This is a genomic window from Pseudomonas sp. CFBP 8770 (assembly GCF_014841705.1).
GTDB lineage: Bacteria > Pseudomonadota > Gammaproteobacteria > Pseudomonadales > Pseudomonadaceae > Aquipseudomonas.
This window is the reverse complement of the sequence record NZ_JACYUL010000001.1, coordinates 909,746-935,276: the sequence shown is the minus strand read 5'-3', so window position 1 is coordinate 935,276 and position 25,531 is coordinate 909,746. Positions and strand designations below refer to the sequence as shown.

Genomic DNA, 25,531 nt, shown 5'->3' with positions numbered 1-25,531 from the left:
CAACCGGGGAACCACTCATGACCAAGACGCCACTCGCTCTGCTGCTGACCCTAGGCCTGTTGAACGCGCCGCTGTCGGCCTTCGCCGCGACCCAGTCGCCGTTGGATCTGGTGGGGCCGGTTTCGGACTACAAGATCTACGTGACCGAGAAGGTCGACCAACTGGCCGTGGAAACCGCCAAATTTACCGATGCAATCAAGAAAGGCGACCTCGCCACTGCCAAGAAGCTGTACGCGCCGACCCGCGTGCACTACGAGGCCATCGAGCCGATCGCCGAGCTGTTCAGCGACCTGGATGCGTCGATCGATTCCCGTGTCGATGACCATGAAGCCGGTGTGAAAGCGGAAGATTTCACTGGATTCCATCGCCTGGAATACAGCCTGTACTCGGAAAACACCACCAAGGGTCTGGATGCATTGGCCGACGGCCTGCTCAAGGATGTGAAGGACCTGCAGAACCGTATCGCCGAGCTGACCTTCCCGCCGGAGAAAGTGGTCGGCGGCGCTGCCGCACTGCTCGAAGAGGTGGCCGCGACCAAGGTGTCCGGTGAGGAAGACCGTTACAGCCATACCGACCTGTATGACTTCCAGGGCAACATCGACGGCGCGAAGAAGATTGTCGACCTGTTCCGTCCGCAGATCGAAGGCCAGGACAAGGCGTTCGCAGCCAAGGTAGACAAGAACTTCGCCACCGTCGACAAGATCCTCGCCAAGTACCGCACTCAGGACGGTGGGTTCCAGACTTACGACAAGGTCAAGGAAAACGACCGCAAAGCACTGATCGGCCCGGTCAACACCCTCGCCGAAGACCTCTCCACCCTGCGCGGCAAACTCGGCCTGAACTGATCCATCCCTCCCGTGGGAGCGGTCATCGGCCGAGAAAAGGCGAACGCGGTACACCTGATACACCGCGCCGCCCCTTCGCGGCCACAGACCGCTCCCACAACGATCGCGGTCCCCCTGTGGGAGCGGTCATGGGCCGCGAAAAGCCAACGCGTTACACCCGATACACCGCCCCACCCCTTCGCGGCCACAGACCGCTCACACAATGATCGCGATCCCCCTGTGGGAGCGGTCATCGGCCGCGAAAAGGCCAACGCGGTACACCTGATACACAGCGCCGCCCCTTCGCGGCCACAGACCGCTCCCACAATGATCGCCACTCCCCTGTGGGAGCGGTCATCGGCCGCGAAAGGGCGCACGCGGTACACCTGATACACAGCGCCGCCCCTTCGCGGCCACAGACCGCTCCCACAACGATCGCGGTCCCCCTGTGGGAGCGGTCATCGGCCGCGAAAAGGCCAACCTGGTACCCCTGATACACAGTGCCGCACTCTTAGCAGCCGATGATCGATTCCACTCATCCATGCCCGGCCCGTGCTTTCGGCCTGCGCAGGACCGTTCCGGAAAGCATCTCGAAGACACAGACAGTCATCTATCAAAACACCCGTTCCGCAGACCGTTGGCTACATTGGATTCTCTTGCCAAGGAGGCTGCCATGCCACTCTACGAAAGCTGCAAATTACGCACGGGCCGCTATTCTCAGCGCGGCGGAATCTATCTATTGAGCACGGTGGTTTTGAACCGAGCTTCCGTGTTTCGGGATTTCAAACTGGGTCGCTGCGTTGTCAGAGAGATGATGAATGCCCAACGCTGGAACCAAGCGCACTCGCTCGCTTGGGTAGTAATGCCCGATCATTTTCATTGGCTGGTGCAACTGCAGGGGGCTTCGCTACAAAACTTGATGCGACAACTCAAGTCACGATCCACCAAGGCAGTGAATGATTCAGGCGCCAGGAAAGGTCAACTGTGGCAGGCGGGCTTTCATGATCGGGCAGTGCGCAGAGAAGAGGACTTGCTCGCCACTGCCCGGTATGTCGTGGCAAATCCGGTGCGCGCAGGTCTTGTAGCTAAAGTTGGGGATTATCCGCTGTGGGATGCAGTTTGGTTGTAGGAGCCTAACCAGCTCATCGCAACGCCCTTCGCGGCCGATGACCGCTCCCACAGGGGGGCGCGCAGTCTCTGTGGGAGCGGTCTGTGGCCGCGAAACAAGCGCCGCGGTTTGCCTGATGCACCGCGGTGCCCCCTTCGCGGCCGATGACCGCTCCCACGGTCTGAGGGGGTTACAACCGCGCTCCAAGTTCGGTGGAGACGGCTTGGGCGGCTTTCTGGACCAAAGGGATCAAGGACTGCATCTTCTCCACAGGCATGTACGGCAGCGTGCTGGCGACACTGATAGCAGCCACGATTTGTCCGCTGGCATCGCGGATGGGTGCAGCCACGCAGCGGATCGACGGTTCGTTGTCTTCCAGGTCGAACGCATAGCGACCCGTCACATAGGTCTGCATACGGGCCTGGAACTGGGGCCAGGTAAGTTGCGGGTGGTCGGGCCACAAAGCAGATGCCGCCGCAACGGCCTCACCTCGTTCGAACAACCTCTGCCATTCGGCCGCCTCGGCATCGAGCATCAAGGCCTTGCCGATGCCAGTGCGCGCCAGCGGCATGCGATGCCCCACCCGCGACCGCATCTCCGGGCCATTGCGGCCCGGCGTCTTGTGCAGGTACAGCACCTCGTCGCCGTCGCGAATCGCCAGGTGAATGGTGTCGCCGGTCAGCGCCGACAGTTCATCCAGCCACGGTGTGGCCAGCATCACCAGCGGCACCTCGTCCCGTGCCTGGAAGCCCAGCTCTATCAGCCGCGGTCCAAGCAGGTACCCCACCTGAGGCAGCACCCGCAAGTAGCGCTCGTCCACCAGGCAACTGGCCAGCCGGTGGGTGGTGCTGCGGGTAGTGCCGATGCGTCGAGCGATCTCTTTCAGATCACGGGCACCATCGGCCACGGCCTGAATCACTGCCAGCCCGCGGAGCAGGGTCTGAGTGCCGGTCGGTGCAGCGGGGGGCATGTCGTCCTGCATGGTCAACCTTCGCGTCAGGTAAAAGCAGGCGCATTATGTTCGCCTGCTCGCAACGGGGTCAAAGCTCGATCCGCTCGACCTTGCCCACCAGCAGGATGTAGGACAGTGCCCCGACCAGTGCCGTGACCGCAATGTAGGTGATCGCGGGTGCGAACGAATCGCCGGTCGCCAGGAAACCGATGGCGATCGGCGTGGTGATTGCCGACAGGTTGCCGATGAAGTTGAACACCCCACCGGTCAGCCCGAGCAGGCGCGCAGGTGCCAGGGTCGAGACCAGCGACCAGGTGATCGACGCCAGGCCGTTGCCGAAGAAGGCCAGCGCCAGGCAGGCGATCACCAGCGGGGTCGAATCGACGTAGTTGGCGCCAATGATGCAAGTCGAGATCAACAGGCCACCAATGATCGGCAGCTTACGCGCCAGGCCGATGCTCGCGCCGCGACGGATCAGCCAATCGGAAAAGAACCCCGAGCACAGCACGCCAACGAAGGCGGCCAGGAACGGCAGCGAGGCAAGCATGCCCGATTTGATGAAGTCCATGCCGCGGTATTTGACCAGGTAGGTCGGGAACCAGGTCAGGAAGAACCACAAGGTCGAGTTCAGGCAATACTGGCCCAGATAGATACCCCAGAGCTTGCGCTTGCTCAGCACGATGCCCAGGTCGGTCCAGCTGAAACCGGCCTTGGCCTGGCGCGCCGATTTCTGCATGTCGACCAAGCCGCCGCCGTCGCTGATGAGCTGGATTTCGGCCGCGTTGGCGCCCTTGAAATCACGCGGTTCGCGATACACCGCGTACCAGATCACCGCCCAGACAATGCCCACCAGACCGGTGCTGACGAACACCATGTGCCAGCCGAATTCGTGTTGCAGCCAGGCCAGCACGGGGGTCAGGAAGGCCAGACCGACGAACTGGCCCGAGGTGTAGAAGCCGATGGCGGTGGCGCGTTCGCGTTCGGGGAACCAGGTGGTGACTACGCGGCTGTTGATCGGGTACGCCGGCGCTTCCAGCGCGCCCACGGCCATGCGCAGCACGAACAGGGCAATGAAGCTGCCGGCAAAGCCGAGCATGACAGTGGCAATGGACCACAACGCCAGGGCCACGCTGTAGAGGATACGTGGCGGGACTCGGTCGACCAGCCAGCCGCCTGGAATCTGCATGGCGGCGTAGGTCCAGCCGAATGCGGAAAAGATCAGGCCGACGTGGACCGGGTCGATGCCCAGGTCGCTGGTCAGCGCCGGCGCGGCGATGGACAGGTTGCTGCGGTCCAGGTAGTTGATCACCACGGTGATGAACAGCAGCACCATGATGAAGAAACGCTTGCGGCTGGGCGTCGCCAGCGCCGCAGCGGTGGATGCGGTTTGCGTGTGCATGAGTCATACCTTTTATTGTATTTGTAGCTGAGCCAGGGGGCAGGTCAGTGAGTCAGGGGCACCGGGGCAGGCTTTTCGCGGCCGATGACCGCTGCCACGGGGGGCTGCAGTCCCGGTGGGCGCGGTCCGTGGCCGCGAAGGGTGCCGTGCGGTACATCAGGCGCACCGCACGCCCCTTGCACGCATCACCACTCGGCGAAGCTGCCGTCGGCGTGACGCCAGATCGGGTTGCGCCAGCGATGGCCGATCTCGGCGCGCTCGCGCACGTACTCCTCGTTGATCTCGATGCCAAGCCCCGGACCATTGGGGATCTTGACGAAACCATTGTCGTAGTCGAACACCTCAGGGTGGGTGACATAGTCGAGCAGATCATTGCTTTCGTTGTAGTGAATGCCCAGGCTCTGCTCCTGGATGAAGGCGTTGTAGCAGACCGCATCCAGCTGCAGGCATGCCGCCAGTGCAATCGGCCCAAGCGGGCAATGCAGGGCCAGCGCTACATCGTAGGCCTCGGCCATGTTGGCGATCTTGCGGGTCTCGGTGATCCCGCCGGCATGCGAGGCATCGGGCTGGATGATGTCCACATAGCCTTCACTGAGAATCCGCTTGAAGTCCCAACGCGAGTACAAACGCTCACCGAGCGCAATCGGCGTACTGGTCAACGGCGCCAACTCCTTGAGCGCTTCGTAGTTCTCGCTCAACACCGGCTCTTCGATGAACATCAGCTTGAACTGGTCCAGCTCCTTCATCAGCACCTTGGCCATGGGCTTGTGCACCCGGCCATGGAAGTCGACGCCAATGCCTACGTTCGGCCCTACCGCATCACGCACCGCCGCAACGCTGGCCAGGGCGCGATCGACCTTGTCGAACGTATCGAGAAACTGCAGTTCTTCGGTGCCGTTCATCTTCACCGCGGTGAAACCGCGCGCGACGGCTTCACTTGCCGCCCGCGCCGTATCGGCCGGCCGGTCGCCACCGATCCACGAGTACACCCGGATGCGATCGCGCACCTGGCCGCCGAGCAGGTCGCTGACCGATACGCCGAGCGCCTTGCCCTTGATATCCCACAGCGCCTGATCGATACCGGCCAGGGCGCTCATGTGGATGGCGCCGCCACGGTAGAAGCCGCCGCGGTACAGCACGGTCCAGATGTCTTCGATATTGCGTGGGTCCTTGCCGATCAGGTAGTCGGACAATTCGTCGACAGCGGCCGCCACGGTGTGCGCGCGGCCTTCGACCACCGGCTCGCCCCAGCCGACCACACCTTCGTCGGTTTCGACCTTGAGGAAGCACCAGCGCGGTGGAACGATGAACGTGGTGAGTTTGGTAATTTTCATCTGTTGTCTCTCTTGTTCGATGGACGCTCGAGCGTCTGGAAATTTTGCCGTTACAGCCCGCATGGATCTCTGTAGGAGCGGTCCATGGCCGCGAACCGGGCGACGCGGTGCATCAGTCACTGCGCGGCGCCCTTTTCGCGGCCGCTGACCGCTCCTACAGGGCATACAACGTGTCAGCCTTTCAATGATTGCCAGGCCTGGGCGTACGCCTTGGCGTTTTCGGCCACCTGCTGCACCGTCATGCCCGGCTTGAACAGGCCCGAGCCCAGGCCAAACCCGGCCACGCCGGCATCGAGAAACGGCTGCATGTTGTCCGGGCTGATGCCACCCACCGGCACCAGCGCCGTCCCTTTGGGCAGCACCGCCAACAGCGCCTTGACCACGGCCGGCGTCAGCGACTCGGCCGGGAACAGTTTCAACACGTCGGCACCGGCGGCCAGCGCGGCGAAGGCTTCGGTTGGCGTCATCACGCCCGGCGCGAGGAACATGCCGGCTTCCTTGGCGGCCTTGAGCACTGCAGGATCGCTGTGCGGCATGACGATCAACTGCCCTCCCGCCGCCTTGACCTGTTGCACGTGTTCGGCCGACAGCACCGTTCCGGCACCGATCAGGCAATCGGCAGGCAAACTGTTGCGCAATAGCCGAATGCTGTCGAAAGGCTGCGGAGAGTTGAGCGGTACCTCGATGATGCGAAACCCGGCGCTGTACAGCACCTCGCCGATGGCCACCGACTCTTCGGGGCGCAGGCCGCGCAAAATGGCGATCAGCCCGTTCTGGGCCATTGCTTGCTTGAGCATGTCAAACCTCTTGGAGCTGTTGAACGACGAGCCCGGCGGCCAGCGCCAGGCTCCAGAGACCGCGTTCGGTGGCCTGTTCGGCCAGGCTGACGCTGTTGAAGCCACACAGGGCCAATGCCTGCCGATAGCGCTGGCACAACGCACTGCTGCCGATCAGGACCACGGCCGGCAGCGACTCCTGCCCGCTGCGCTGGCGCAGCATTTCAGCCAGCGCGCGCAGTTCATGGCCAATCATCAGGCCGGACAGATAGTCAGCCTGCTCGCTGCTCGCCAACTGGCCGGTGAGGCCCAGGCTGCGCGCACTGAACATCGTCGAGAGCACGCCGATGCTGCCCTCGCGCGACGTCGCCACGGCTACACCGCGCTCGAACGCGGCGCTGTCGAACGACGCACTGCGCTTCTGCGTGCGACCGAGAATGGTGTGGGCACTGGCTGCGGCGAACAATTCGCCGGTCATGAAGGTGTCGAAATGCTCGATGCGCTGCTCGACCACCCTCGCCCACTTCGAGTGGCTGCCGGGCAGGCCGACCAGCAAGGTCTGGTCGCGCTCGGCCGCAGGCAGCGACTGCAGCAGACCGAAGATCTGGGTTTCCTCGCCGCGCATGACGTTGGGCAGTGCCGAACGTTGCAGGACGCCGGGCACGAGGTGCACATCGATACCCCTGAGGGTCCGCACGCGAGCCATCCCGGCGGCCACATCGGCGGCCTGCGCCGGGCTCTGGCAATACGGCACTTCGTGCCAACCCTGGGCGCTGCCGACCATGCCGCAGGCGATCACGGCAACGTCAGGAAAAGCGTCGAGCCAGTCGCCGCAGGCTTCGTCGAAGGTCAACTCGAAGCCATCAGTGGTCGATTCGCCTGAAATGGTACGAGGGGTGTTGGACAACTGCATGATGCCGCGATCCAGCGAGCGCTGGTCGAGTACGTGGCCATCAGGGCCGAGCAGATAGGCTCGCAGGGAACTGGTTCCCCAATCGAGTGCAACGAGTTGCGGCTGCATCGCTTCACCTTGTTTGTTTTTGGTAGTGAGTGGCGGTGTGTGATGGTCGACTATAAATCTATTTGGATAGAAATCTCAATATATAATTATCAATCTCATATATAGGGATTTTACAAGCAAAAATCCCCCGTGGGAGCGGTCATCGGCCGCGAAAAGAGCGCCGCGGTGTGTCAGCTGAATCGCGGTGAATCTTTCGCGGCCACGGACCGCTCCCACACCAGCACCGCAGCATTCTTGGGATCGAGGCATAAAAAAACCGGCCTGGTGGCCGGTTCGTTTGGGGTCAGGCGTAGGCCTGAAGAGGTCGGCGTCTGCCAAAGAGCCAGGCGGTGCCGACACCGACCGCACCCATCACCAGGCAATAGCCTACGCACACCCATGGGCTCCAAGGCATCAGGGCGATCAGCAGCAGCGGCGTGGTACTCGCCCACAGCGCGTACGCGATGTTGTAGGTAAACGAAATGCCCGAGACACGCACCTTCGCCGGGAACAGGCCGACCATCAGCGACGGCACCACCCCGACTACCCCACACCCCAGACCGGCCAGCGCGTAGGCCACGGCCAGACTGCCGACCCCGGCAACCAGGCTGGCATAGAGGGCGGTGATGCCCAATGGCAGCAGCACGCTATAAAGGACCAACGCACGCCAGGCGCCGATACGATCGACCAGCAGGCCAGCCAGCACGCAGCCGACGTTGAGGAAGACGATACCCAGGCTACTCAGCGCGAAGGTGTGTCGGGCATCCAGGCCGAAGCGCTGCTGCATCACTGTGGGCGTAATCACTACCAGCACCACCACGGCCGAGGTCAGCACACACGTCAGCAGCACCGCCGGGATCAGCGAGGCGCGGTGTTCGCGCAGCACGGTGCGCAAGGAGAATTCGCTGACTTGCTCACTGCGCGCACGCATGGCCAGAAACACCGGTGTCTCACTGAGCAGGCGGCGCAGCCACACGCCCACCACGCCAAATACGCCGCCCAACAGGAAAGGCAAACGCCACGCCCAATCGAGGATTTCCTGTGGGGTGTACACCCGCGCCAGCACGGTGGCAGTCAATGCGCCGAGCAGATAGCCAAAGGTCAGCCCCGCCTGGAGAAAGCCCAAGGCATAGCCTCGTCGACGCAGCGGCACGTGCTCGGCCACGAACACCCAGGCGCTGGGCACCTCGCCGCCCACGGCAGCGCCCTGCAGAATGCGCAGGGCCAGCAGCAGCAGCGGCGCGAAGTAACCGATCTGCGCATAGGTAGGCATCATGCCAATCAGCAGGCAGGGTACCGCCATCATCAGAATGCTCAGGCTGAACACTCGCTTGCGTCCCAAGCGATCGGCGAAATGCGCCATCAGGATGCCGCCCAGCGGGCGGGCCAGATAACCGGTCACGAAGATGCCGAAGCTCTGCAGCAGGCGCAGCCACTCGGGCATCTGCGGCGGGAAGAACAGCTGGCTGAGGGTCAGGGCGAAAAATACGAAGATGATGAAGTCGTAGATTTCCAGCGCGCCACCAAGGGCCGCCAGACCGAGGGTCTTGTGGTCGCTGCGGTTGAGCAGCAATGGCTGGGCAGAGCTATCGGCAGGCATGGGCAAATCCGCTGGTGGCCGACGGCGCGTATCCTCGCGCCTGTCAAAGGCGCGCAGGATAGCAAAAACCGTCAGGCGTGGCAGGCGCTATAAACCGCCATCCCGTAGAAGCGGTCAGCGGCCGCGAAAGGGACGCCGTCGATGGCCTGATACACCGCTGCGCCGGATTCGCGGCCAAAGACCGCTCCAACAAGGCATCTGCTGACAATCACGTATCCCGTAGGAGCGGTCAGCGGCCGCGAAAAGGACGCCGCAGACTAACTGATACACCGCAATGCCCGATTCGCGGCCGACGACCGCTCCTACAGAGGCGGCGAGCTGAGCGACTTGCGTGCGCGGACACCATCGCCGATCACACGCACACGGTGTTCCGGCGGTGCCTTGGGCGACTCGACGATGGCCATGAAGGTCTGCAGGGCGTCCCGGTCTGGCAGCAGAGTTACGCTGGTGCTCAGAGGTTCACCACCCGGGTCGGCCAGTTCGGTTTCGACGCGCTTCTGGCTCTCATACAGCAATGCGTGGCGGACATGCTCGCTGTTCTTGCAGAACCGAGGCAGATCGACACCCGAGCGCACGGCCATGTCAGTGTTGGCAATCAACAGATCGAAGGGCTCGTAAGCGCTTTGCACCATGGTCAGCAATTCATCGAGCGAACCCACCGGCACTACCCTGAAGTAGCCCAGGTTATTGAGCGTTCGTTCGATCTGCACCGCCTGCTGATCCAACTCGTCGGCAATCAGAATCCGCAATCTCTTGTCAGCCATCATCCACTTCCCAGGCGTCGGCGCAGGACGATCCCTTACCCGCCTCGCCAAGCCACTACAGCGGGTGCAATCCAACCCGCGGCTTCCAATGATTATCACCCCCAGGGGGTGGCCCGCCGGCAAGCTTACTCTCCAAAACGGCAGTTCGGAACGGAAAACGTCGAGCATTTGACGATAAATCACAAACTACATTTGAGTTTGCCTGCAAGCCGATGTTTTTCAATGTTTTATTTCTTTATTACTGAAAGTATACCAAGCACTTTTCCGACGGCGAGCGCCTTGTCGAGACACATTTCCACAGTCAATACGGAACAAGCTGGAAGGCCCTACGCTCATAGCTTCAAACCCTCCCCTGATTCACGGTAGCTGCATCAGCGTACAGCAGGCCCTGCTTGCCGTAGAGAGAGGACTTGACGCATTGTGTGCAGCCGAACGCGCGGGAGTCGACAATGATCCGCTTTGCCATTATCGCTCCACCCTTGCCAAGCCACTTCCAACCACTTGAAAACCTGGCAATCGAGTTGATCGAGCGCGGGCACAGCGTGACGTTCTTCCACCAACCCGACGCGCGTCATCTCTTGCATTCCAACCAAGTCAAATTCCGCATTGTCGGCCAGGAACGCTTCCCTGCCGGAAGCCTGGCAAAAAGCCTGGCACTGGCGGCCAATTTCGACACTTTACTTGGCCAGCGACGTACCTATGCCGATATGGCGCAAGTCACGCAGATGCTCTGTGAAGAGTTGCCCAACGCCCTGCGCGAAGAACGCATCGACGCAGTGCTCTGTGACCAGATGGAGGCGGCGGGCGGACTGGTGGCAGAGTCGCTTGGACTGCCGTTCGTGTCCATTGCCTGCGCACTGCCGGTCAACCGCGAGGACGTAACCGTACCCCTGGCCGTGTTGCCCTACCCGTACGAGCGCGGCGAAGACGCTGTCGAGCGGTATGCGCGCGCCGAGCGCCGGCATGACTGGGTCATGAAGCCATTGCGCAGAGCCATCGCCCGCCAGTCGGTGGCACTCGGGCTGAGCGTGCGCGAAGGCCTGCACCAGTGCCTGTCGCCCTTGGCACAAATCAGCCAGACCGTGCTGGAGTTCGATTTTCCGCGGCCCAACCTGCCACCCTGGTTCCATGAGGTCGGCCCCTTGCGCCGGGTCTCGGATGAGACAAACCACCTGCCCTACACCCTGGACAACACTCGACCTTTCGTTTTCGCGACTCTCGGCCGACTGCATGGCAACCGGATGAGCCTGTTCAAACGCATCGCCCAGGCTTGCAAATCAATCGATGCACAGTTGCTGGTGATGCATTGCGGCGGGCTGACCCATCGGCAAAGCGACCAGTTGCTCCGGCACGGCGCGACCTGGGTCACGGATTTCGCCGACCAGCCCATGTTGTTGCAGTACGCCGACGTGCTGGTGACCCACGGCGACCTCGACATCGTGCTCGAGGCCGTCGTGGCAGAAACGCCGATACTGGCCTTGCCCATCGCCGCCGACCAGCCAGGCGTTGCGGCGCGGGTGGCCTACAGCGGTTCCGGCGTGCACGCCAGCCGGCACAGCAGCAGCCGGGTGTTGGCGGAACACATGCGTCATTTGCTGGAGAATCAATGGCCCGACCTTGAGAACCTGGCCGATGCCATTCACCTGATGGGCGGCACCCAGCGGGCTGCCGACATCGTCGAGGCGGTGATTCCCGACCGGTTCAAACTGCGTCTGGTCAGTTCCAACTGAACCCTGCGCGGCGCATCGTCAATTGACCACAAGCTTGTCGCGGTTGCGATCCAGCAAGGTCTTGCCGATGCCCGTGACCTCCAGCAGCTCTTCGACCGAGTCGAATGGCCCGTAGGTCTGTCGGTGCTTGACGATGGCAGTCGCCTTGGTCAGGCCTACTCCGGAGAGTTCCCTCTTGAGCGTTTCGGCGTCGGCCGTATTGAGGTTGACCCTGCCCGGCAGCCCTGGATGGACGACCGATGACGACGCGGCAGGCGCCGCCATGGCCGCCGGGCTCAGTATGGGCACCGCGGTGCTGGCGAAGAATGCCAGCGCCAGTGCAGGAAAGAGGATCTTGCGCATTGCTTTTGCTCCATGACTTGAAAGGGAAGTGCGGCATTCCCGAGCCGCCTGCCAACCCTAGACCGGCCTGGAATATGTTCCAGTGTCACCCTGTTGCACGACGTGTCGCACCGACCTGACGCAGGCCTGTGCGGGCGCTCGGAGAGTCGAGGGCATGTGTAAGGACGTGTGTGAGCTGCACCAAGCCGCAGGATTTTTCGGCGTTCGGACCTTCTGTGTTGATGCAAAGTCACATCCACGTACAATCCACCCGCCCCCAACACTTCACTGCCAAGGCCTATGGACAGACAACCTCTCATGCAATCCCAGAGTACTTCCGTGCGCGAGCGTACGGTGCACGTGCTGAACGCCTATGTGCTCCCCATCGGCTGGCTGGTCATCATGACCGGCATGTTCTGGGCGTGGGATCGTTCTCTGTATCACAAACTGTTCTACATCTTCCTGGCGGTGCCCACCCTGCTCGCCCTGGCGTTGCAGCCAGGTCCGTTCAAGGCGCTGGTGCGCAACCCGATGTTCCTTGCCTTCGTGGCGTTCAGCGCCTACATCCTGCTCAGTGTGAGTTGGGCCGCAGACGGCGAAGACTTCGGCTCGCTGTTCAAGCGGCCGCTCTACATCGCCATGGTGCTGCTCTCGGCCGGCCTGATCGCGCTGAAGGTGCCCGCGCGACTGGCGCAACTCACCCGTGCAGCGGCAGTGATCGCCACGGCAGCGGCCGGTTTGTCGTTGATCTACTTCTATGGGGTGCAGGGCGCGTCCCTGGGCAGCCGTCTGGATGGGTATGGAGCGCTCTACAATCCCCTGCTCAGCGCCCATGTGTTCGGCGCCTTTGCCAGTGTCTGGCTGGCCACCTGGTACATCGGACGCAATCCGTGGAATCCATTGGCGCTGGGGTGCCTGGCGGTACTGGGCGTGACGTTGATCGCCACGGGTTCGCGGACGCCGATCATCGGCATGGCGGCGGCATTGCTGTGGCTGATGGCGGCGGGAAACAAGAAACGCGGCGGGCTGGCGATTGCCATTGCACTGCTGGGGATCGCAGCGCTGTACGTAGTGATGCCAGACGTCCTGACCTCGCGCGGGGCGTCCTACCGGCCGGAAATCTGGATGGAATCGTTGCGTCAGATCGGCGAAAACCCCTGGTTGGGGCGCGGATATGATTCGGAGATGACCATCGTCATCCCAGGTCTGCCGTACACCTTGGCCGACCCGCACAATATCGAACTGGGCGTGCTGTACATCGGCGGCGTTGCAGGGCTGAGTCTGTGGATGGTGCTGTATGGTCTGGCCATGCGCTTCTGCTGGATGAATCGGCGGGAACCGCAGGTGGTGTTGGCTGCAACCTGGCTGGTGTTCGGGTTTGCCTCGGGACTGACCGAAGGCAGCGCCTTCATGTCGCGCCCCAAAGAGCACTGGTTCCTGATCTGGATCCCGATGGCCCTGGTGTATGCGCAGTGGCTCTGCCACTGGGGCAACCGCCTCAGCCGCCCTGCCAAGGCCGTTTGAATGACATTGCTGATTGCCTGATGCACCGCCGCGCGCCCTTCGCGGCCACAGACCGCTCCCACAGGGGTGCCTGGATTCTTCTGTGGGAGCGGTCATCGGCCGCGAAAAGGGTTACGCGGATTGCCTGATGCACCGCAGCGCACCCTTCGCGGCCACGGACCGCTCCCACAGAGGTGCCTGGATTCTTCTGTGGGAGCGGTCATCGGCCGCGAAAAGGGTTACGCGGATTGCCTGATGCACCGCAGCGCACCCTTCGCGGCCATGGACCGCTCCCACAGGGGTGCCTGGATTTTTCTGTGGGAGCGGTCATCGGCCGCGAAAAGGGTTACGCGGATTGCCTGATGCACCGCAGCGCGCCCTTCGCGGCCACGGACCGCTCCCACAGGGGTGCGGACCGCGATCCCTGTAGCAGCGGCGCGAGCCGCGTCAGCGGGGCACGCGGATTTCAGCCAAACACCATACGGATCATGCCGCGCAGGGTTTTCCTGTTCCAGGCTCGAACCGGAATCATCCCCAGCAGCTCTTTGCTCAGGCGCTTGTCCTTGCGCGCATACTTCAAGAACATCGAATTGAGGAAGCGCCAGCGCACCTGCTCGTACGCCGGGTGCTCGCGGTAGACGGCGTAGGTCTTGAGCACGTTCTCGACCATGAAGCGGCCATTCTTGTAGGTGTTGGTCGCATGCTTGCGGTACTGCGCCAGGGGCTCACCCAGCACATCGATGAAGTAGCCCGCGCGAGTCACCGCCAATTCGATATAGACATCTTCCAGGCGAATCTCCGGATCGAACCCCCCTACCTTCTCCAGCGCCTCGCGACGGAACATCAGCGTGGCGGCGGTCGGCCCTGGCTTGCGGTCCATGAACATGTCGTCGAAATCCAGCCGGCGGAACGGCTCGTTGCGCTTGCGCTGTTCACGCTCGCACATCACCTTGCCGGTCGCATCGATGATCTCGGTATTGGCCGAGCAGATGCCCACCTCGGGCTTGCCTTCCATGTACGCCACCTGAGTGGCGATACGATGGGCGAACATCACGTCGTCCGACCCGAACGGCACCACCAGGCTGCCCTGGCAGCGTGCCACCGACTCGTTCAGCGTCCGCGACAGCCCCTTGTTCTCCTGCACGCGCAGATCGAAACCATGCTCGGCACTGAGCTTGCGCAGCAGCTCGACGCTGCCATCGGTCGAGCCATCGTCCACCACCAGCAACTCGATGTTAGCGTAGGTCTGCGCCAGCACGCTGCCGATCGAGGCCTCGATATACGGCGCATGGTTGTACGAGGCGATGATCACCGACACCAGGGGCTGCTTTCGATTGTCGGAGGTGGACGTGTTCATATTCGTTGCTCTGAAAAAGTGATGCCGTGCCTACGCGAAGGTAGGCACTCTAGGTACGACGAGCGGCCGAGCCAATCGGCAGGGCCATTCGCATTGTAACAATGCATGACCCCAATGACTGTCAGGCCTTGTTCGCAACGCCGATCAGCGCGTGACACTTCCAACGACCTCAGCCAGACACAGCTATGGGCTGGCGGTTGCGGGCATAGGCCAGAAACGCCTCGAGGTCGTCGCTGCACAGCAGATGGGCGACCGCCTTGACCTCGGCCACGGGCCAGTCCCACCACGCCGAGGCCAGCAGTGCCTGCCTTACGCTTTCTTCGAAACGCCACTTGATGAACCGACACGGGTTGCCGCCCACCACGGCATAGGGCGGTATGTCCTTGGTCACGACCGCGCCGGCTGCAACCACCGCGCCATGGCCAACTGTCACACCAGACAGAATCAAAACATTGGCGCACAGCCAGCAGTCGCTGCCGATGATCACATCGCCTTTGGTGGGCGCTGCGCCCGGCACGTCCTTGACCTCGTCGATGATCAACGGAAACGGAAAGCACGACACCCAATCGGTGCGGTGGCCACCGCCGAGCAGAATCTTCACGCCTTCGGCGATCGAGGTGTAGTTGCCAACTTTCAGCGTGGTGTCGTCACCGAATTCCTGCACGTCGGGAATGCCGTAGGTGCCCACCCCGATTGCATACTGGGGGTAGCGCATGCGAATTCGCTCGGGCCCACGAAACAGCTTCTCGAACTGCCCGAGGTGCTTGCGAACCTTCCTTTTCTTCAACCGGTCCCACCACTTCATCGACGCACTTCCTTACTTACCAATGCAGCACCAGACGCTTGAGACGGCGAAACGTGGTGCGGTCCCATAGCTTGAGCGGGATGGAGCGCAGCAGTCGCAGCGCATCCTTCTTGTCTTCCACCACCGCGTATTTCAACGCCTTGTTGACCAGCTTGGCGCGGCCGCGCTCGTAGCCGGGGAGCCCGCGATAGGGCTCGATGGCGCGCATGTCGGCTTCGAGCAGGGTCTTGTAGCGGCGCGACAGGTTGTGCGGATGGCGCCGATAGCGAGTCACGATCACCGGCAGCATGTGGATCTCGACGCCCTGCTCGGCAATGCGCAGGGTGATCTGGAAATCCTGGACCTTGATGGCCGGGTCGTAGAACTTGGCCTTGCGCAGCACGTCCATGCGGTACAGCGACACCGGCGCGCCGCAGACCCGGGCATTGGCGAGGATGTCGGCGAAATCCATGCGGCGGATGCGCGTGTGCGTCTGGTCCTTGAGGGCATTGCCCTGGGTGTCCATGTAGGTGATCAATGCACCTACCGCGCCGACTTCCGGATTCTGTTCGAGGTAGTCGACGCGCACGCGCAGGGAGTGGGCGAGCATGATGTCGTCCAGGTCCGGCGTGGAGACGTATTTGCCGCGGGCGTGCTGCAAGCCGAAGTTGAGCGCGGCGCTGACACCCTGGTTGGTTTGCTGCAGCAACTGGAAGTCGTAGGTCGCCTGCAGCGCGGTGAGCATCTCGATGCTGCGGTCACTGGAACCGTCGTCGACGATGATCACTTCGAAATTCGGATAATCCTGGGCGAAGATGCTGGCCACCGCCTCTTCGAGAAACTTTTCAGCGTTGTAGCACGGCGCCACTATCGAGACGAGGGGAAGATCCACCACATCGGCTCGAACGGCAGGTTCGGAAAGTATGTCGGTCATTTTATCGGCAACGACTGGTTCGGGTATGTGCGGCCTGGTATCGGCAGCGCTGCATGATGGGCGATCCGTAGCCGATTGTCGACCAGTGCCTGGAGGTCCAGCCAGATCCTGCGGACCACCCGTGGAAGCAGTCATCGGCCGCGAACAGGGCACCGCGGTGGGTCAGTGAGACCGCGGCGCGGCTTTCGCGGCCACTGACCGCTCCCACAGGGTGGGGGGCGCGTTCGTCCTGTAAACTGACACCGCGGTGGGTCAGGGAGACTGCGGGGTGGCTTTCGCGGCCGCGGACCGCTCCTACAGGGGTGGAGGGGGCGCGCGATCCTTCTGTGGGAGCGGTCATCGGCCGCGAAAAGGGCACCGCGGTGGGTCAGTGAGACCGCGGTGCGGCTTTCGCGGCCACTGACCGCTCCCACAGGATGGGGGGCGCGTTCGTCCCGTAAAATGACACCGCGGTGGGTCAGTGAGACCGCGGTGTGGCTTTCGCGGCCACGGACCGCTCCTACAGGGGAGCGGGTTCGCGCAGGGTGGGGTCAGTCAGGGGTGCCGCGGTGCTGGTGGATGTGCAGCCAATCGACGATTTCACCTTCGGGGGCATAGCCGCTCACGGCTTCCTGCAATATCTCGCGGACCCGGTCGAAGTCAGTGTCATCCAGTGCGCGCAGCAAAGCGGTCAACTCGCCCTTCAGCCCTTCCCATGACAAATGATCCTCATGGGCACTCATGATCATCGGATGACGGGTGGCCACCACGTTGTTACCAATCAGCAATTCCTCATACAGCTTCTCACCCGGCCGCAGCCCAGTGAACTCGATGCCGATATCCCCTTGGGGATTCTGCTCGGACCGAATGCTCAAGCCCGACAAGTGAATCATCTTCTGCGCCAGATCAATGATCTTCACCGGCTCGCCCATGTCCAGCACGAACACCTCACCGCCGCGCCCCATCGACCCCGCCTGGATCACCAACTGCGCAGCCTCGGGAATGGTCATGAAATAGCGGGTGATGTTCGGATGGGTCACCGTCACCGGCCCGCCCGACTTGATCTGCTTGTGAAACAACGGAATCACCGATCCCGACGACCCCAGCACATTGCCGAAACGCACCATGGTGAAGCGCGTCTTGTTCACCCGCGCCACGTTGGCCGGGTCGCCGAACAACACCGGCGCCACTTCACGGCTCAGCGCCTGCAAGGTCATTTCGGCCAGGCGCTTGGTGCTGCCCATCACATTGGTAGGGCGCACCGCCTTGTCGGTGGAGATCAACACAAAGTTGGCCACCCCCGCCTGCAACGCCGCCTGGGCGCAGTTCAGCGTACCCAGCACGTTGTTGCGCACACCCTCGGCGATGTTGTGTTCCACCATCGGCACATGCTTGTAGGCCGCCGCGTGGTACACCGTGTCCACCTTCCAGGTGGTCATCACCCCGAGCAGCTTGGCTTGGTCGCGCACCGTGCCCAAGGTCGGCAGCATCTGCACGTGCAACCCTTCACGGGCAGCACGCTGCTCCAGCTCGCCGCTGATGGTGTACAGATTGAATTCGCCATGATCCAGCAGAATCAGCAGCGCCGGCTCAAGGCCGAGAATCTGCCGGCACAGCTCGGAGCCGATCGACCCCCCTGCCCCGGTTACCAGCACCGACTTGCCGGCAATGCAGTGCTCCAGCAGGTCATCCTGCGCAGGCACCGAATCGCGCCCGAGCAAGTCGGCGATGTCCACTTCCTGAATGTCGTCGACCTTCACCTCACCACTGGCCAGCGCGGTGAAATTGGGCACGCTGCGCACGTGCAGCGGAAAGCCTTCGAGGAAACTGAGAATCTCGCGACGACGCGAGCGCGACGTCGACGGCAGCGCCAGCAGCAGCTCCTCGGCGCCGGTCAGATCGATCATGCGCTGGATATGCTTGGGCTTGAACACCTGAATGCCGGCAATCACTCGGTCGGAAATGCTCGGGTCGTCGTCGATGAACGCCACAGGACGCATCACCCTACCCATGCGCAGTGCGGCGACCAGCTGGTTGCCTGCAACGCCGGCGCCGTACACCGCCACCTTGGTCAAACGGTCGTCACGCCCGGCGAACGGCACGTTGTGCACGGCGTTGAACCAGTCGCCCATGAAGTATTGGCGCATGGCCAGGCGCAGGCCGCCGATGATGACCAGGCTGATCCACCAATAATTGAAGATGATCGAGCGCGGCACCACCGTCTGGTGGTTGCTGTACCAATACACCACCACCGCCAGGATCAGCGCCGACAGGCTGACCGCCTTGACGATGGCCACCAGTGCGTCGTTGCCGAAGTAGCGCATCACCGCGCGATACATGCCGAAACGAATGAACAGCGGTATGGCCACGAACGGCGCTGCCACGAACAGCCACTCATGCTCGCGGATCGGGTTGTACATGTCCTCGATGCCCAGGCGCACCAGAAAGGCCATCCACAGCGCAACCCAGACCAGCACGATGTCCGCTACCACTTGCAGCATGCGCTTCTGGCGACGTGGCAAACCCAGCAAGCGTGTACGTATTCTATCCATCAGTATTCGACCCGAATGGCCCCTGACCGTGACGGTCGGTTGTAGCAACTACGTAACCTTAAGTGCGATCAGCCGATTGCACCAGTGCGCGAACGCAATTTCATGCGCGTTCCAATTCCCCCGCATGATAACGAAAAGCCAGCCACAACAAAGGGATGTACGCAATAAAGGTGCCTAGCACGGGGTTCAGACCGAAAACCGTCACAGCAATGGCCCAGGGCAACAGCCAGCCAAGCGTGATCAACGCCGTCGCTACGGTCACCGGCAGATGCCGCCCGTAGACCCGCGAGGCGTACTGATAGGCGTGGCTTCGATGAGCCTGATACACCTTGTCACCGCGCAGCAAACGCCGCAGCAAGGTGAACGTGGCGTCGACGATGAACACACCCAAAAGGATCACCCACCCCCAGAAGTAAGCCGGCTTAACCCAGGCTGCCTGAACCGACAGCACCGCCAGCACCAGCCCGAGAAAACCGCTTCCCGCATCGCCCATGAAAATCTTCGCCGGCGGCCAGTTCCACAGCAGAAAGCCCGACACCGCCGCCGCCAGCACGGCCGGCAGCCACATCAGCTGCGCATGCCCGCCAAGCGCATAGATCAAACAGGCTCCGGCGCACACGCAGATAGCCTCGACACTGGCGATCCCGTCGATGCCGTCCATGAAGTTGTAGAGGTTGAGCATCCACACCAGATACAACAGGCCGAATACCCACCACAACGCGGCAAGCCCGTCGACCGCACCGACTACGCCAGGCATGCCACCCAGGCACAGCAGGGCCCAGGCGGCGGCCGCAAAGTGGCCAAGCAAGCGCCAGCGCGCGGCAATGTGATTGTGGTCATCGAGAAAACCCACCACGGCCACCAGCGCCCCACTGCCGAACAGGGCCAGCCAGACATGGCTTTCGAGCATTCCCCAAAGCGCCAGCCCGCTGATGGCGGCCAGGAACACCAGCACGATCGCCACGCCACCGCCGCGCGGGGTCGGCACCGTGTGGGAACTGCGCGCGTTGGGTACGTCCATGAGGCTGCGCGCCAGCGCGTAGCGACGCAGAGCGAACGTCAGCCCGTAGGCAAGCACCAGCACGACCAGCAGCCATACCAGCAGGCTCATCGACGGCGCGCTGCCACGTAGGGCCGCGCCGTGGCGGCCAGCGCATCGGCCATGGAGGTGGACGGCTGCCAGCCCAGCAACTGGTGATTCTTGTCGATGTCGACTTCCAGGGAGTCGAACAGCCGTTGCGTCACTGCACCCTGCCCCAGGGCATTGGCCACGCGGCTCATCCACGGCAACGGCACATCAAGCAACCGCGGCTGCTTGCCCATCGCCGCAGCCATGGCGCGCACCAGGTTCGCAGTGGACACCGGCTCGCCATCACTGACCAGAAAGGTTTGATTGGCCGCTGCCGGATGTTCCAGGCAGGTGCACACCAGGTCCGCCAGATTATCCAGCGCCACCAGGCTGCGACGGTTGTTGGTCTTGCCGAAAGGCAGCGGCACACCGCTGCTCACCAGCCGCAGCAGCGTCTGGAAATTCGCGCGCACGCCTGGCCCGTACACCAGCACCGGGCGAATGATCACCAGCTCCATCCCGGTGCTTTGCGCCAATGCTCTCAAGCCCACTTCCGCTTCCAGCTTGGAAATGCCGTAGGCATCGCGAGGAGACGGCTCGTCGTCGGCACGAAACGGCTGGCCCGGCTCGGTGGCTTCGCCATTGACCTTGATCGAACTGATGAAAACAAAGCGCCGCACCCCGGCCTGCGCGGCCTGGCGGGCAAGGTTCAGCGTGCCTTCGACATTCACCCGGCGATATTCGGACAAGGGATCGGCGTGCGACTCGCGCATCACGTGCACACGCGCAGCGGCGTGCACCACACTGTCAATGCCGGCCAGCGCGCTGGTCCAATCGGTGTCGGCAGCCAGGGTGGGCACCACGCAGCCTTCCACCCCAATGGGCAGCTTGGTGTAGGCGCGGCGCACCGCGGCACGGGTGATCGGGCAGCCCAGCCGCACCAGTCGAGTCGCGACGGCGGCACCGACAAAACCCGACGCGCCAGTTACCAAAACAGCTTTCGAGATCATGGGCGAGCACCTTGGTCGAATGGATTAACGCTGCAATACGTCGTGATACAACTGCACATAACTGTCCGCCATCCCCTGCGCGGTGAACACCTGCTGGAAGCGACGCGCCGCAGCGGCGCCCATTCCACTGGCCAGGGCTTCATCGTTCCACAGTGTCTGCATGGCCGCCGCCAGCGCCCGGGGATCGCGCGGGGGGATCACCAATCCGGTTTCACCGGCCAGGTTGATGTAGCTCATGCCACTGCCGATGTCGCACGAGATCATCGGCTTGCCATACATGGCGCCTTCGAGCAGCGAAATACCGAACGACTCGGAACGCAGGTGCGACGGAAACACGAAGGCGTGGCACAGGGTCAGCAGCGCCGCCTTGTCTTCATCCGGCAAGCCACCGAGAAAATGCACGTTGCTCACTTCAAGCTGCTGGGCATAGGCCTTGAGCTCAGCTTCCAGATGGCCACCCCCAAGAATCACCCCCGGCAAGCCGGTCGCCTTGGCAGCATCGAGCAGGTAGTTCAACCCCTTGTAGTAGCGCAGCGCACCGACGAAGAGAAAGAACTTGCCGGGAAAACGCGCTTGCCAATGCGCCAGGCGCTCGGCAGACGGCGTGGGGTATGTGGCGGGATCGAGGCCGAACGGGATGACTGACAATTTTTCGGTGAAGCGCTGCAGCACCGGGCTGCTGGCCGCGTAGTCGGGTGAGGACACGACGATGCGGTCCATGGACCCGAGGAAGCGATTCATCAACGGCTGATACAACTTGAGCAGGGTCTTCTGCTTGATGATGTCGGAGTGATAACTGACCACCGACGGCTTGCCGGTGCGGCTGGCAAAATGCACCAGGTCCATGAACGGCCACGGAAAGTGGTAGTGAATCAGATCCGCCTGGCTGGCCAGCTCCTTGAAATCGCCCAGCGCCGACCAGGAAAACCCGGTCGAGGCCACGTGCAAATCGAGCTTGGCACGGTGGGCCACATGGTGCCCTACCCGTTCGCCACGCGCCGCGCCGCGCTCGCTGAGGTACAACACCTCGGACTGCACACCGCCCGCGGCACATCCCTCTGCCAGCTGAAAGATGACCTGCTCGATACCGCCCATGGAATCGGGAAAGTACGTCTTGAAAAAGTGCAGCACCTTGATCATCGGCTTTCCAACGTGCGGCGATAGGATGTCAGCGTCTGGGCGGCGCAGCGGTCCCAGGAGAATCCCTCAGCGTGAGCCAGGCCCCGTTGCCGAGCCTCGGCGCGCCATGGATCATCTTCCAAAGCCTTGGCCATGTGCCGCGCCAAGGTGTCGATATCCATCGCCTCGCACATCAGCGCCGCCTCGCCCGCCACTTCCAGCAGAGACGAATTGTTGGCACAGACCACCGGCACGCCCGAACTCATCGACTCCAGCACTGGCAGGCCGAACCCCTCGTACAACGACGGAAAAGCGAACAACCGCGCGCCCGCGAACAGTACCGGCAAGTCCTCGGCCGGGACGAAACCCAGATAACGCGCCCAGCCCTGGCGCTGCGCCGACTCGATGCGCGCAAAGATCGCCTCGTTCTGCCAGCCTCGGTAGCCGGCCAGGATCAACGGCCAGCGTTGGCGCGTGGCCAGCGGCAGCGTTTCGTAGGCCGTGAGCAGCGTCTCGATGTTCTTGCGCGGCTCGATGGTGCCGGCGAACAGGCTGTAGCCTTCGTGGCTCAACCCGTAGCGCCCGAGCACTGCAGCGGTTTGCGCCGCGCTGCGCGGATGAAACTCCGGCGAACTGGCCAGCGGCACGGTATCGATCCGCTCGAGCGGCCAATCGAAGTACTCGGCCAGTTCACGCCGGGTGAATTCGGAATCGGTGATCAGGCGGTCCGCACGCTTCAAGGTCAGCCGCAGCTCTTTCTGCAGGTAGCGCGCCAGCTGCGGCGCGTGACACTGGGACCAGGTAAACGGCGACAGGTCGTGAAAGGTCGCGATGCGCGGCCCCTTGAACGGCGGCAGGTAATAATTGGGGCTGTGATACAGATAATCGCCATGCCCTTTCAGGGCTCGGGCCTTGAGCAATGGCATCAGCAGACGATAGGCCTCGATGGCCAGAAAGTTCTTCTGCACTGCCCGCTTGAGGCTGTAGCCGCTGCCGGAAGCGTCCGCCGCACTGGGCAGCACCGGCAAGAAGCTGCGCCCGGCAAAGAACTGCAGGTCAGTTATTTCCGGACTGCTCTGCAGGCGTCGCGCCAGCTCATAGGTATAACGCCCAATGCCCGTCAGCGGAAAGCGCACAGGCTCGACGGAAAGGACGACCTTCATTTATTGGGCAGCCAACATCCATTGCAGGGTGTCGCGTAACGGCGGGGTCTGCCAGTCGCCCACCAGCGAACGCAGGCGGGAGTTGTCACCGCACAGCGTCTTCACTTCGTTGGCGCGCACGAATGCGGGGTTCACTTCCACACGGATGGAATGGCCGGTGATGCTTTCGCATAACTCGATCACTTCACGCAGCGAATGGGTGACACCCGAGCTGACATTGACGGTCTGCCCCAAGGGCTTGTTTTCCAGCAGCCCACGGTAGGCCGCGACCAGCGCGCGTACGTCGCTGAAATCGCGCCACACGTCGAGGTTGCCCAGCTCGATCACTTCGGCCTTGCGGCGGAAGTGCGAGACGATCTTGGGCAACAGAAAATTGTCCGCCTGCCCCACCCCGGTGTAGTTGAACGGCCGGGTGACGACAATGGGCAAGCGGTTTTGCCACAAGCTGGCCATGTATTCCATGGCCAGCTTGCTGACGGCGTAATCGTTGGCCGGCGCGGGGGCCGTGCCTTCGTCCAGCATGCCTTCGGATGCATTGCCATACACATTGGCGCTACTGGCCAGCAATACACATTCAGGCGCCTTGCCCGAAGCGGCGACCGCTTCGAGCAGGTTGCGCGTGCCGATCAGGTTGACCTGATAGAACGCATCAGCCACGCCATGGCCCACGAACGCCAATGCGGCGAGGTGAACCACGTAATCGGGCTGCAGCTCTGCCAGCAACGCGCTGAGCCTGGGCGCATCGTTCAGATCGGCCTGGTAGTAACCCGGCTCCTCCGACGGCTGACTGCCCAGACCGATGACTTCATACCCATGGGCCTGCAACTCGGCGGCCATGTAGCGGCCGGTGAAACCCTGGATACCAGTGATCAATGCGCGTTTGCCGACATTAGCCATTAGAACGAAAACCCTTTCTCGTTGCGGCGCAGGTCAGCCTCGACCATCATCCGGCACAGCTCTTCCAGCGAGGTTTTCGGCTCCCAACCCAATACGGCCTTGGCCTTGGCCGGGTTGCCGATCAGCAGGTCAACTTCGGTTGGGCGGTAGAACTTCGGATTGACCGACACCAGCACCTTGCCGGTCTTGGCGCACAGGCCCTGCTCGGACTCAGCTTCGCCCTGCCACTTGATCTCGATGTCCACGGCCTTGAAGGCCATGGTGACGAAGTCACGCACGGTTTCGGTACGGTTGGTGGCCAACACGAAAGTGTCCGGCTCGTCGGCCTGCAGCATGCGCCACATACCTTCGACGTACTCCTTGGCGAAACCCCAATCGCGCTTGGCGTCGATGTTGCCCAGCTCCAGGGTTTCCTGCAGGCCCAGCTTGATCTTGGCGACGGTGTCGGTGATCTTGCGGGTCACGAACTCACGGCCGCGCAAAGGCGACTCGTGGTTGAACAGGATGCCGCTGGTAGCGAAGATGCCGTACGACTCGCGGTAGTTGATGGTCATCCAGTGGGCGTACAGCTTGGCCACGCCGTAAGGGCTGCGCGGGTAGAACGGGGTTTCCTCGATCTGAGGAATCGCCTGCACCTTGCCGAACATCTCGGAAGTCGAAGCCTGGTAGAAGCGCGCCTTCGGGTTGACGATGCGGATGGCTTCCAGCAGGTTGACAGCGCCCAGGCCGGTGATTTCGGCGGTGGTCAGCGGCTGCTCGAACGAAACACCGACGAAGCTCTGCGCTGCGAGGTTGTAGACCTCGGTAGCTTCAGTGGTCTGCAGCAGACGGATGCTGGCAGACAGGTCGGTCAGGTCGTACTCGACCAAGTGCAGGTTAGGGTTGTTCTGGATACCCAGCTCTTCGATACGCCAGAAGTTGACGGAGCTGGTACGGCGGTAGGTGCCGTATACGGTGTAGCCCTTTTCCAGCAGCAGTTCCGCCAGGTAGGCGCCATCTTGACCAGTGATACCAGTGACAATAGCTTTCATGCGAATTAACCAACTCCATTTAGTGCCGACAAGGCAGCGAAAGAGAAACCGAACAACGCTTGCGGCCGCGCAAAGCACCGGCGCTCGACTTAACAAAGCGCGGAGTATACATATACCCGCAAGCTCAGCCCAGCCTCCAACACCGGCACCATTCCCCCGCCGTCACGCCGCACACGCCGCACACCCAGTGGGAGCGGTCAGTGGCCGCGAAAAGAACACCACGGATTAACCGATACCCCGCGGTGTTTCTTTCGCGGCCACTGACCGCTCCCACAAAGGTTTCCACACAGTTTCTACAGAGTTGTTACATCAGCGATACAGCATC

General features: G+C 62.4%; 22 protein-coding genes. 4 read left to right on the top strand and 18 right to left on the bottom strand.

Features of this window, described 5'->3' with window-relative positions:
• Window positions 1-17 precede the first annotated feature (17 nt).
• Together efeO and IFT98_RS04095 are read left to right on the top strand one after the other, a co-directional pair.
• Window positions 18-845 carry an iron uptake system protein EfeO gene (efeO, locus tag IFT98_RS04100; protein WP_122800053.1) on the top strand — a complete coding sequence of 276 codons (828 nt, stop codon included), beginning with the start codon at window positions 18-20 and terminating at the stop codon, window positions 843-845.
• Window positions 846-1,497: 652 nt separating this feature from the next.
• Window positions 1,498-1,953, top strand: coding sequence for an REP-associated tyrosine transposase (locus IFT98_RS04095; RefSeq protein ID WP_192047208.1), 456 nt, complete (start codon window positions 1,498-1,500; stop codon window positions 1,951-1,953).
• 169 nt (window positions 1,954-2,122) lie between these two features.
• Here the strand turns inward: IFT98_RS04095 and IFT98_RS04090 are convergent, their stop codons facing one another.
• The 7 genes from IFT98_RS04090 to IFT98_RS04060 all read right to left on the bottom strand — a co-directional run bounded on the left by IFT98_RS04090 (window position 2,123) and on the right by IFT98_RS04060 (window position 9,757).
• A complete protein-coding gene (locus tag IFT98_RS04090; RefSeq protein ID WP_192047209.1) occupies window positions 2,123-2,914 on the bottom strand; it encodes an IclR family transcriptional regulator in 792 nt (263 codons plus the stop codon).
• A 58-nt stretch (window positions 2,915-2,972) separates the two neighbouring features.
• Window positions 2,973-4,283 (bottom strand): MFS transporter, encoded by a 1,311-nt coding sequence (locus IFT98_RS04085; protein WP_192047210.1) that lies wholly within the window; start codon window positions 4,281-4,283, stop codon window positions 2,973-2,975.
• Window positions 4,284-4,468: 185 nt separating this feature from the next.
• On the bottom strand, window positions 4,469-5,617 hold the full coding sequence (gene dgoD / locus IFT98_RS04080) for a galactonate dehydratase (protein ID WP_122478323.1): 1,149 nt from the start codon (window positions 5,615-5,617) through the stop codon (window positions 4,469-4,471).
• Between the two features lie 173 nt (window positions 5,618-5,790).
• Window positions 5,791-6,414 carry a 2-dehydro-3-deoxy-6-phosphogalactonate aldolase gene (locus tag IFT98_RS04075; protein ID WP_192047211.1) on the bottom strand — a complete coding sequence of 208 codons (624 nt, stop codon included), beginning with the start codon at window positions 6,412-6,414 and terminating at the stop codon, window positions 5,791-5,793.
• A gap of 1 nt (window position 6,415) precedes the next feature.
• Window positions 6,416-7,414 carry a 2-dehydro-3-deoxygalactonokinase gene (locus tag IFT98_RS04070; RefSeq protein ID WP_192047212.1) on the bottom strand — a complete coding sequence of 333 codons (999 nt, stop codon included), beginning with the start codon at window positions 7,412-7,414 and terminating at the stop codon, window positions 6,416-6,418.
• Between the two features lie 283 nt (window positions 7,415-7,697).
• Entirely contained in the window at window positions 7,698-8,993 is a 1,296-nt protein-coding gene (locus IFT98_RS04065; protein WP_192047213.1) for an MFS transporter, read from the bottom strand.
• A 302-nt stretch (window positions 8,994-9,295) separates the two neighbouring features.
• Complete coding sequence (locus IFT98_RS04060) at window positions 9,296-9,757, bottom strand: histidine kinase (RefSeq protein ID WP_192047214.1); 462 nt, start codon at window positions 9,755-9,757, stop codon at window positions 9,296-9,298.
• A gap of 449 nt (window positions 9,758-10,206) precedes the next feature.
• On the opposite strand from IFT98_RS04060, the gene IFT98_RS04055 reads away from it, so the two are divergent.
• On the top strand, window positions 10,207-11,487 hold the full coding sequence (locus IFT98_RS04055; protein WP_192047215.1) for a glycosyltransferase: 1,281 nt from the start codon (window positions 10,207-10,209) through the stop codon (window positions 11,485-11,487).
• Between the two features lie 18 nt (window positions 11,488-11,505).
• Here IFT98_RS04055 and IFT98_RS04050 read toward each other — a convergent pair whose 3' ends face one another.
• The gene (locus IFT98_RS04050) at window positions 11,506-11,829 is read right to left on the bottom strand and encodes a ComEA family DNA-binding protein (protein ID WP_192047216.1); all 324 of its coding nucleotides are present in this window, start codon (window positions 11,827-11,829) and stop codon (window positions 11,506-11,508) included.
• A 297-nt stretch (window positions 11,830-12,126) separates the two neighbouring features.
• On the opposite strand from IFT98_RS04050, the gene IFT98_RS04045 reads away from it, so the two are divergent.
• On the top strand, window positions 12,127-13,332 hold the full coding sequence (locus tag IFT98_RS04045) for an O-antigen ligase family protein (protein ID WP_192047217.1): 1,206 nt from the start codon (window positions 12,127-12,129) through the stop codon (window positions 13,330-13,332).
• Window positions 13,333-13,777: 445 nt separating this feature from the next.
• On the opposite strand, the gene IFT98_RS04040 is transcribed toward IFT98_RS04045, so the two are convergent.
• The 10 genes from IFT98_RS04040 to gmd form a co-directional block, all read right to left on the bottom strand.
• On the bottom strand, window positions 13,778-14,668 hold the full coding sequence (locus tag IFT98_RS04040; RefSeq protein WP_192047218.1) for a glycosyltransferase: 891 nt from the start codon (window positions 14,666-14,668) through the stop codon (window positions 13,778-13,780).
• 169 nt (window positions 14,669-14,837) lie between these two features.
• Window positions 14,838-15,473 (bottom strand): CatB-related O-acetyltransferase, encoded by a 636-nt coding sequence (locus IFT98_RS04035; protein WP_122714147.1) that lies wholly within the window; start codon window positions 15,471-15,473, stop codon window positions 14,838-14,840.
• A gap of 16 nt (window positions 15,474-15,489) precedes the next feature.
• Window positions 15,490-16,386: a glycosyltransferase family 2 protein gene (locus IFT98_RS04030; RefSeq protein WP_192047219.1), complete on the bottom strand. Its 897-nt coding sequence runs from the start codon at window positions 16,384-16,386 to the stop codon at window positions 15,490-15,492.
• A gap of 530 nt (window positions 16,387-16,916) precedes the next feature.
• Window positions 16,917-18,917, bottom strand: a complete 2,001-nt coding sequence (locus IFT98_RS04025) for a polysaccharide biosynthesis protein (RefSeq protein WP_192047220.1) — start codon at window positions 18,915-18,917, stop codon at window positions 16,917-16,919.
• A gap of 100 nt (window positions 18,918-19,017) precedes the next feature.
• On the bottom strand, window positions 19,018-20,028 hold the full coding sequence (locus IFT98_RS04020) for an MraY family glycosyltransferase (RefSeq protein WP_192047221.1): 1,011 nt from the start codon (window positions 20,026-20,028) through the stop codon (window positions 19,018-19,020).
• Window positions 20,025-20,996 carry a UDP-glucose 4-epimerase family protein gene (locus tag IFT98_RS04015; RefSeq protein ID WP_192047222.1) on the bottom strand — a complete coding sequence of 324 codons (972 nt, stop codon included), beginning with the start codon at window positions 20,994-20,996 and terminating at the stop codon, window positions 20,025-20,027. The genes IFT98_RS04020 and IFT98_RS04015 overlap by 4 nt, the downstream gene beginning before the upstream one ends.
• A gap of 24 nt (window positions 20,997-21,020) precedes the next feature.
• Window positions 21,021-22,136: a glycosyltransferase family 4 protein gene (locus IFT98_RS04010; protein ID WP_192047223.1), complete on the bottom strand. Its 1,116-nt coding sequence runs from the start codon at window positions 22,134-22,136 to the stop codon at window positions 21,021-21,023.
• On the bottom strand, window positions 22,133-23,278 hold the full coding sequence (locus tag IFT98_RS04005; RefSeq protein ID WP_192047224.1) for a glycosyltransferase family 4 protein: 1,146 nt from the start codon (window positions 23,276-23,278) through the stop codon (window positions 22,133-22,135). The genes IFT98_RS04010 and IFT98_RS04005 overlap by 4 nt, the downstream gene beginning before the upstream one ends.
• Window positions 23,279-24,175 carry a GDP-mannose 4,6-dehydratase gene (locus IFT98_RS04000; RefSeq protein ID WP_192047225.1) on the bottom strand — a complete coding sequence of 299 codons (897 nt, stop codon included), beginning with the start codon at window positions 24,173-24,175 and terminating at the stop codon, window positions 23,279-23,281.
• Window positions 24,175-25,206, bottom strand: a complete 1,032-nt coding sequence (gmd, locus tag IFT98_RS03995) for a GDP-mannose 4,6-dehydratase (RefSeq protein ID WP_122714154.1) — start codon at window positions 25,204-25,206, stop codon at window positions 24,175-24,177. The genes IFT98_RS04000 and gmd overlap by 1 nt, the downstream gene beginning before the upstream one ends.
• Between the last annotated feature and the right edge of the window lie 325 nt (window positions 25,207-25,531).

Coding starts and splice junctions, on each gene's coding strand:
- IFT98_RS04040 (WP_192047218.1), bottom strand. CDS start 14,668: ATGAACACGTCCACCTCCGACAATCGAAAGCAGCCCCTGGTGTCGGTG.
- IFT98_RS04055 (WP_192047215.1), top strand. CDS start 10,207: ATGATCCGCTTTGCCATTATCGCTCCACCCTTGCCAAGCCACTTCCAA.
- IFT98_RS04065 (WP_192047213.1), bottom strand. CDS start 8,993: ATGCCTGCCGATAGCTCTGCCCAGCCATTGCTGCTCAACCGCAGCGAC.
- IFT98_RS04005 (WP_192047224.1), bottom strand. CDS start 23,278: ATGAAGGTCGTCCTTTCCGTCGAGCCTGTGCGCTTTCCGCTGACGGGC.
- IFT98_RS04025 (WP_192047220.1), bottom strand. CDS start 18,917: ATGGATAGAATACGTACACGCTTGCTGGGTTTGCCACGTCGCCAGAAG.
- efeO (WP_122800053.1), top strand. CDS start 18: ATGACCAAGACGCCACTCGCTCTGCTGCTGACCCTAGGCCTGTTGAAC.
- IFT98_RS04020 (WP_192047221.1), bottom strand. CDS start 20,028: ATGAGCCTGCTGGTATGGCTGCTGGTCGTGCTGGTGCTTGCCTACGGG.
- gmd (WP_122714154.1), bottom strand. CDS start 25,206: ATGAAAGCTATTGTCACTGGTATCACTGGTCAAGATGGCGCCTACCTG.
- IFT98_RS04090 (WP_192047209.1), bottom strand. CDS start 2,914: ATGCAGGACGACATGCCCCCCGCTGCACCGACCGGCACTCAGACCCTG.
- dgoD (WP_122478323.1), bottom strand. CDS start 5,617: ATGAAAATTACCAAACTCACCACGTTCATCGTTCCACCGCGCTGGTGC.
- IFT98_RS04095 (WP_192047208.1), top strand. CDS start 1,498: ATGCCACTCTACGAAAGCTGCAAATTACGCACGGGCCGCTATTCTCAG.
- IFT98_RS04075 (WP_192047211.1), bottom strand. CDS start 6,414: ATGCTCAAGCAAGCAATGGCCCAGAACGGGCTGATCGCCATTTTGCGC.
- IFT98_RS04030 (WP_192047219.1), bottom strand. CDS start 16,386: ATGACCGACATACTTTCCGAACCTGCCGTTCGAGCCGATGTGGTGGAT.
- IFT98_RS04060 (WP_192047214.1), bottom strand. CDS start 9,757: ATGGCTGACAAGAGATTGCGGATTCTGATTGCCGACGAGTTGGATCAG.
- IFT98_RS04070 (WP_192047212.1), bottom strand. CDS start 7,414: ATGCAGCCGCAACTCGTTGCACTCGATTGGGGAACCAGTTCCCTGCGA.
- IFT98_RS04015 (WP_192047222.1), bottom strand. CDS start 20,996: ATGATCTCGAAAGCTGTTTTGGTAACTGGCGCGTCGGGTTTTGTCGGT.
- IFT98_RS04010 (WP_192047223.1), bottom strand. CDS start 22,136: ATGATCAAGGTGCTGCACTTTTTCAAGACGTACTTTCCCGATTCCATG.
- IFT98_RS04045 (WP_192047217.1), top strand. CDS start 12,127: ATGCAATCCCAGAGTACTTCCGTGCGCGAGCGTACGGTGCACGTGCTG.
- IFT98_RS04000 (WP_192047225.1), bottom strand. CDS start 24,175: ATGGCTAATGTCGGCAAACGCGCATTGATCACTGGTATCCAGGGTTTC.
- IFT98_RS04035 (WP_122714147.1), bottom strand. CDS start 15,473: ATGAAGTGGTGGGACCGGTTGAAGAAAAGGAAGGTTCGCAAGCACCTC.
- IFT98_RS04050 (WP_192047216.1), bottom strand. CDS start 11,829: ATGCGCAAGATCCTCTTTCCTGCACTGGCGCTGGCATTCTTCGCCAGC.
- IFT98_RS04085 (WP_192047210.1), bottom strand. CDS start 4,283: ATGCACACGCAAACCGCATCCACCGCTGCGGCGCTGGCGACGCCCAGC.